Source organism: Psychrobacter sp., assembly GCF_036731945.1.
In the GTDB taxonomy this organism is placed as follows: domain Bacteria; phylum Pseudomonadota; class Gammaproteobacteria; order Pseudomonadales; family Moraxellaceae; genus Psychrobacter.
Genome location: NZ_DAINDI010000001.1, coordinates 51,284 through 59,188, shown reverse-complemented (window position 1 = coordinate 59,188; position 7,905 = coordinate 51,284). Strand labels below are relative to the sequence as shown.

General features: G+C 43.6%; 2 protein-coding genes and 1 pseudogene. All 3 read right to left on the bottom strand.

The genetic code is table 11. The annotated features are described in order from the left end of the window. Positions 1 to 148 precede the first annotated feature (148 nt). On the bottom strand, positions 149 to 943 hold the full coding sequence (locus V7D75_RS00215) for a hypothetical protein (protein ID WP_333612917.1): 795 nt from the start codon (positions 941 to 943) through the stop codon (positions 149 to 151). Between the two features lie 144 nt (positions 944 to 1,087). Next, a complete protein-coding gene (locus tag V7D75_RS00210; protein WP_333612916.1) occupies positions 1,088 to 6,406 on the bottom strand; it encodes an SdrD B-like domain-containing protein in 5,319 nt (1,772 codons plus the stop codon). A gap of 138 nt (positions 6,407 to 6,544) precedes the next feature. Continuing rightward, positions 6,545 to 7,905, bottom strand: a pseudogene (locus V7D75_RS00205) (hypothetical protein); the annotation flags it as partial.

Genomic DNA, 7,905 nt, shown 5'->3' with positions numbered 1-7,905 from the left:
CGCGTCTATCGCCTATCTGCGCTGCTACTTACCAGAAAAACTACCGCGTAAAAACAGCTAATCTTTATCAAACTATCCATAAAAAAGCCGACTTGATGTCGGCTTTTTTTTACGCGTCTTTATGAGGGCTTATTAATCGTTTAGTCTTTTAATAAGGTGCTTGATTTTTATTGATTGTCGGTAATATTTGACCATTGCAAGTATCATCGCTTGAATCTAAAGGGGCGTATTCTTCATAATAGCGCACGATAAGCGCTTCTAAAGCAACGTTTGTTGTTGAGTCGTGGGTATTTACAAAAGCCTCGCGCGCTTGCTCAAGCCAGCGGTCTGCCATCCGAAAGTGACTGTTCGATGATTTTGCGCCGCGCTCACACTGATCGGTAGCTGCCCATATTAATGAGACTTCGCTAAAGGCGATTTCGCGTGGCGCACTATCGATACCGCCACTATCTTTAAGAGCACTTAACGTTGCCCATAAATCAGGTCGCATGAGCGCAGAAGTAGACGGAATGTCTTCAATAAGTGCAAGCTCTTCAACCTTATCATTTTTTAACGCTTGCAAGATATTTTCTGCCGTTTGGGCAGCTTCCACACCAACGTCTGAGCGACTATTCATACTGTCTTTATGATTTGCATAGTTTAGCCAAGCTTGGGCTTTGTAAGCAAAGTATTGTTGTCGCGCGCTCATGTTTTTTTGTTGATAAGTTTGTAATTCGTTCAGCATGCAATCCATAGCACGCTGCTGTGCGCTTTGAGCTTTAGAAGGTGCTGGATTTTCAGTGGAGTTGCTGCCCAGACAGTAATCTGCTGTCTTTAAGCTACTCTCCTTTGACGCAGTGTTTGGCGTTGATACACAAGAAACCGTAGAGAATAGCAACGCAGCTAATAACGCCATATATAGAGGTTTTTTATAGGAAACTGCTTGAATGGGAGTGCGAGGCATAAGAACAACCTTATAGTAAGGTAATAATGAGAGATTTGTATGTAAGTGGGTTGGTTATCATAGGATAAAAAATATCATTCAGTTAATATAAAAATGCCGTAAGCGTGGCTTACGACAATGAGAATAAATGACAACTAAGAGGAATTATAACGTAGAATTTGCGCTGAGCGGCTTATTTTTGCGTGAATCTTGGCGTTTGAATAAGTCTTCGTCAAACTTGAAGCGTAATCTAAAGTAAGCGCCTTCTATCGTTGTATCGTCATAGGCAATATCTTCATCTTCAAAGCCCATAAAGTTGTAGCCAAGCGACAACCAAAGGTTGGTCATCGGGCTATAGCCAACTTCGGCGCCAACCAAGTAAGATAAATCGTCCGCTTGCTTATTCCAATACGTACCTGCTTGCAAACCGATATCCCAGCGCTCGCTGATATCATACAATCCGCGTGCATAAACAGCGTGTGCAGTATTATTGCTAGCAATACCTTGGGCGTCATATTCCGTATATTTACCGGCATAATGACCTGATAGCGTTAATGGACGCGTTGGATGATAGTTACCGCTCCATGACCATACAATGGCATCTTTTTGATACGGATCATTGCCAGTGGCATTATCATCTAAGCGGTATTCAAGCTTAGCAAGCATATCGAGCTGATTGCTATCATAATCGCGGTAAGCGGCGCCTAGCTGAAAACGATTGATGGTACGATGACCATCATCATAATCCACTTGTGAATAGATATCCTTGGCGAGTAAAGTAACTTCATCGCTATAGCGATAAGCGGCGCCTGCGCTAGCAAGCAAAGTATCACTGGTATCGCCCCAACGTTTTTCTAAGCGCCCTGAGGCTTTATATTTTTCATTAGCAAGGTATTCAACGCCAACACCGGCTGCAGTCGCGGTATTGTCTTTTTCACCTTCTAACGATTCGACACGCTCGAACAAAGTGTTAAGTGTCAAACCTTTTTGAACATACCATTTATTCTTTAGACCAATAGCAGCTTCAGCTTCGCGGGCGCTGATCGCATCACGCATACGGTATTCACTATAGACTTTGCCGTCTTTCATATAAGTGGCATCAAAGCCGATAACGGTACGTTGGCGCTCTTCAGAATCGTCTAAACCGTAGCTGCCTGACAAGCTATTGATTAAATCATGACGGGCGTATAAACGACCTAGGCTACCAAGCGCTGTTTCGCCGCCGATAGAAGTGGCATTGCGCGAACTATGCTCGATATCTTGCTCGTATTCAGCAAATACCAATGAGTTATTTAGTTTGGGTAAACGCGCAGTCAAACGAGCGCGGGCAGTGGTACCTTCGATGACTTTTTCTATGCTGTTAACGCCATTAAGCGCCGATTGATTGATGATATCATCGTTAAAAACAGTGTCGTTGGTTATATCTACTACATCGGTTGCTGCTTGAATATTACGTGAGGCAACAGCTTCTTGCTTGTAGTAACGTACGCCGATTTCACCAACGATATTTTTACTTAAACGCTGTTCAACGCTGGCTTGTACGCCGTCGATGCTACCATCAGTGGTATGGTCTTTAGTGCGAACACCTTCAAGTTTCAGAGCAGTATTTTTATCGTTTAAGGTATGAGTGATTTCGATACCAGATTCAGTGCGACCAGCAGTTTGCGGCGAAGCACCGGTAACGAAACCTTCGTCGGTATCATTATAATAAGCTTTAGCGCGGGTGTTTTTCTTATCATCATAGTCAAGCTCGATACGCAGCGCATCACCTTCGGTCTCTTTACCGTCTAGCTTTTCGGCATTAATCTGATCACTTGGCTGAGCGTTTGGATTTTCTGCTTTATTTTTGGCATATTCTGCGACCAGCTTTAGCTTATCGTTAAATTTAACAACCGTATTGACACTGGCAAGCTCTTCTTTATTCAGTGGGTCATCACTATTAATATAACTACCGCCAATAGATACTTTATCGGTCAATTGCTGCTTGGCAGCGATACCGCCAACCCAATATTTCTCACCGCCTTCATCGACTTCGACCGTCACCCGTAAGTAGATAGGGTTACCATCGATATCTTGGCTAGCAATCGGTGACTTTAGGTATAAGCTGCGGCTAATAGGGTCGATTTCATAATCAGCAAAGCGCGTCAAGGTCTCACGGCGCACGATACGACCTGGGTTATTGGCGTCACGGGTGATGACTTCGATGGTTTCTGAATTTTCTAATACCGCGTCGAAATCATTGGCAAGTGGGTAGGGACCTGAAATGCCAAGACCGCGTGTCTCATTAACGCGCTGTGAGGTGCTGGTTTCGGCGGCAAACGCGGTGATGCGAGTGTTACTATCTTCAAACTGCGCTTTTAAACCCGTTAAAGTACGGTTGTATTGACCAAGTTTGATACCTTCATCATTATCGATTTGGGTTTTTAAATCGCCATACATGGCAAATGAGCGACCTTTATCGAGGCGCACATAAAGTTTGCTCGTTGACTGCGCATCAAAACCTTTAGCAGAAGAGTCACCATATACCGGATAGTATTCCCCCGGCTCGATATCACGGAATAGGCGTTCGCCTTTTTTATCGCTATCATAAGCTAAAGTTAGTAGATAATCGCCGCGCACCTTACCTTTTAAGAACATCGCCCCGCGACCCGTTGCTGAATAGTCATCATTGCCAGCGATTTCACGCAGTTCTTGCTCAAAGGCACCTTGCGCATCAGTAATATTACTGCCATCGAAGTTTTTAAGCGAGATGGCACCCTCGACGATGCCAACAGCGATAAGAGGGCGCAGCTGAGCGGTGAACTGTAGCGGAATCACTTGCTTACTGCTGCCGGTGTTAATGACTAGCTCACCTTTATCTGGTACGCTTGGTGCGGTGATGGGTATTAGTAGCTCGCCACCAGAGACAGTAACCTGCGTTCCAGCTTGATCTTTACTGCTATCGCTCAGATTGATGCGACCGATATTGGTGTCAATTGTAATCGGCGTTGAGGCGATATAAGGGCGACCGTCACGGTCTTTTAGGCTAATGACAACTTGATATTCGCTAACACCATCCGCGGGAACGAGCTGGTCTTGAGTGCGATATTCAATAGCCTGTAAGCTATCGGGCGTCAATACTTTAATAGTTTGCTCGGAGATGACTTTACCATTAATATCAGTCGCGACACCGCGTAAGGTATTATTGCCACGTTGTAAATCGACGGCATAGTAATCAAACGCCGTTACCTTTTGCTTTTCTTGCTCAGCGGTTTTACCAATTTGCTCGGCTGATACCGCTTTGCCATTGGCATATAGGGTAAAGTTAGAACCTAGCGGCGCTTGTACTTGTATCATTTGCTTGTAGGTGCTGAGCTGCTGACCTTCGCTTAGATTGATAAAAGCAACATCATTGTTAGAAACGTCTTTTAAGTATTCTTCAAGCTCTTTTTCTACCGGCGGCGCAATAGTCGTCACTGCCATATCGACACGATTGGCAGCTGGCTTAACCATCTCATTGACGATGGCGGAGTCACACTGGATACCGGTATCTAGGACATCGTTAGATTTACAGCCGCTGGCATCAACATTGTCTTTATTGTCACGGTTATAATCAGGCTCTAACACCAGCTCGGTTTTTACCGCTTGCTCTAAACTGTCATTTTTGGCGCTGACAGATTTGCTGCGCGCAATCAGCTCTGCGTTTAAGCGTTCAGTGCTATCGCCGATACCGCCAACGATGCCAAAGTCAACACGATGCAGCTCGCCATATTTTAAGTCAACGAAACGGCTTCCTGCATCGCCAGCATTGCGATTGCTTTGAGTCACCATTTCGGTGGCGTTAGGAATGGTGGTGCGATCGACTTTTAGAACGTGAGTTTTTGCACTGACGCCATAGAAGTTATACTTACCTTCAGGATCGGTAACAACGAAGTTGCCGTTTTCCATATAGATGCGTACGCCTGCAACACCAAGCTCACCATCTTCTTTTTGTTGAATGCCGTCACGGTTGATATCGTGGTAAACCTTACCGATGATGATGCCGTCAGTGTTCATGACACCGCGCTCAACCTCAATCTTCCACTGCGCTTCTCGTGATACGAGGCTCTGACCTTGCTCAGTAGTAGCAACGGCGGTCGCACGGTTGATACCGTCACCGCCTAATGCCGATGAGCCAATAAGGACGCGATAAGTAATATCTTTCGTTTCGCCAGCATTCATATTACCTAAACTTAAAACTTGGTATTTGCCGTCGCTTTTAAACTCAGTCGTTTGGGCTTTATCAATACGTACGCTGCTATCTACGTAGGCAAAACCGCGCGGTAGGGCGTCTTTTAATTGCACGTCATAGGCGGTCGACTCACCATTATTGGTAACATTAATGCTGTAATTGATATAGTCGCCAAATTCAGCACTTTTAACGTCACTTTCTTTGGTCACTACTAAACTAGCACTGTCATCGATGATAGTAATTTGGTTGGCCAAATTATCGATACGAACCGTAAGATCAGCGTCGCTTGGCAGCTGCTCAGTGCCAGTGCCGACAGAAGGCGCGATACAAGCATCGAGGCTCGCGGTCAAAGTATCATTTTTTAAAGTCTGAATGATTTTATCATTGATAGCATTGGCATTGTTTTGCGTCGGTGCTGAAAGCTGATATTTACCAGTGCTGTTACCGGTTTCAATCCCTTTTAATGAGTACTTATCACCAGTCAATAAAGAAGTAATCGTGACCCATACTTGATCAGGCTTATCTAATTGAACATTACATTGCGCGTAGTTGGCTTCGATATAGACGTCATCATCCAATTGCGAAGTGGTTTCATTATCATCAAACTTAGGAGTGGTAAAGTTAATCTCAGGCTCAACGATAATCAGTTTATCAGTGGCATTAGCCATTGCTACTGACGGATCTTCTAATACCACTGCGCCGATTTTTATATCAGCAGTATCGCCACTTTTGCCGTTAGGGTCTGACAATGCTTGTACAATAAGTTGGATGCTTTCGCTGTGTCCAAGTTTAATTTGGGCACGTAAATTATCAAAGATAATCTCGCTGTCAGCGCCATCAATAATGCCGTTTTTGTTTAGATCTTGATAGACCTTGATATTAGAGAGGGTTGGCGCGATATTAAGTGTCAACTTAACCGTTTGATTACTATAGCTGGTATTATTTAGGACGTTAACCCAGTTTACTAAGGCATTAGGCGTGACAGTAAGTAACGGCTGCTGGCTTAAGCTGATGCCGTATTCAGGAAGTGCTGACGCTTTAACTTGTACTTGGTTCGAGGTGCTAGATATCGTGACGTCAGTTTGCTTATTGACGTTATAAGTGGCGTTTGCAATGTTATTGATAATTTGTAGATTAGGGTTTGCTGCTGAATGTGAATCAGTGGCTGCAAACGCCATATTTGATTGCATAAGCAACATCGCTAATGACAGCGCAGAGATCTTCGCTGTGCACAATGCGGTACGATTAGACGGTGTCATTACAGATAGAGTCATGTGTCGCTTATCCAATAAAACATCAAGAGGTGGGGTAATAATGCTCTAGCTTGGCTAATTAAAATGGGTTAGGTCAAGCTAGAGGGTTTTTCTATAAGCAGCAAAAGCTACTTATAGATTCAAAAATATTTTTATCAATTAGTTCTGCTTGATTTTGACAGCAAATTGCAGGTTAGCTGTTGCTTGTGGTGCTAATGCTTCTACAGTATTTGAAGCCACTTGATTGTTGGCAGCACTTGGCGCTGTTACTGAACCAGTAGTAGCTGAACCAGAGATGTTTTTGTTATTAGCAGACCCTGTTAAATAGTCAGTACTTGTTGTCACACCATTCTTAACAAGATCATCTGAGATTACTAAGCTAGCGATGCTATAACTGCCAGTTACGCTACTATCGAAAGTATTGGTTGCTTTAATGTTATAGACCACACACTGACCAGCATCAACATTGAAAGAGGTAGTAACAAAACTTCCTTCTGGATCGCCATCACAGTTAGCATCAAGCGCTTGAGTTTTTGCTAACTCAATACCGCGAACCTGAGTCGTATCAACAACAGGATTTACAGTTGGTGGATTGCCTGGCGTAGCACTAGGAACTAAGGTGACAGTGGTTTCTTCTTTTTGACCAACTTCGGCATCGGTAGATGTAACTACATAAGTGATTTTGAGATTGGCTCCAGCGGCAAGCGTATCTGGAATAGTATAGACACCAGCATTGGCAGTTAAAGCTGTACCTGTGCCATTTACCTGTACATTACTGACGCTAACATTTTCTGCTGTACCACTCTTGGCGAGGGTAAAACTAAGGTTTGTTTCAGGGTCACGACCAGTATTGGTGATGATCACTGAGTGATTGGCTTGTGTAGTACTATTGGTAGTTGTAGGGATCTGAATAGTTTGAGGGTTTGTCAGTGTCAAGCTACGTTGAATTGAGTTAAGAGGTTGGGTAGAGTCAGTGCCATTTTTACCATCAGCAACCGAAGTTCCATCAGTGATGTTAGTATCATCGCCTGCAGGATAGAAGTTGATATTTCTTTGTTTTGAGGTATCTGTACTATCAACTAAGATGTTATCAGGGCCTACGCCTTCGTTTAGATTGTCAGTAACCGTGACATGGTTAAGAGCATTTTGAGCTAAAGGTACAGCTGTATCTTTTTTAGCTTTAAATTCGATGGTCACTGTTCCATTTTGTGGTAGGCTAGTGGCTACAAATGAGAATCCCTTAGCGTTAGTAGGATTGCTAATAGTACTGTCGTTAATAGTAGCGCCATCAGCAAGAACAATGTTAGTTCTTGCCAATGGCGCTGACATAATTAAGCCATCAGGCAAGAAATCTTGAATCGTGACATTAGTTGCATTTGTAGAGTATCCACCTGCAACGTTTTTAACTACTACTTTATAGCTTACTTCAGCAGTAGGGTCATTAACATTAAAAGTACCAGAAGTAATGGTTTTGGCGATACTAAAAACAGGTAAAACTGTTGAAGACTCATCAATGTTGG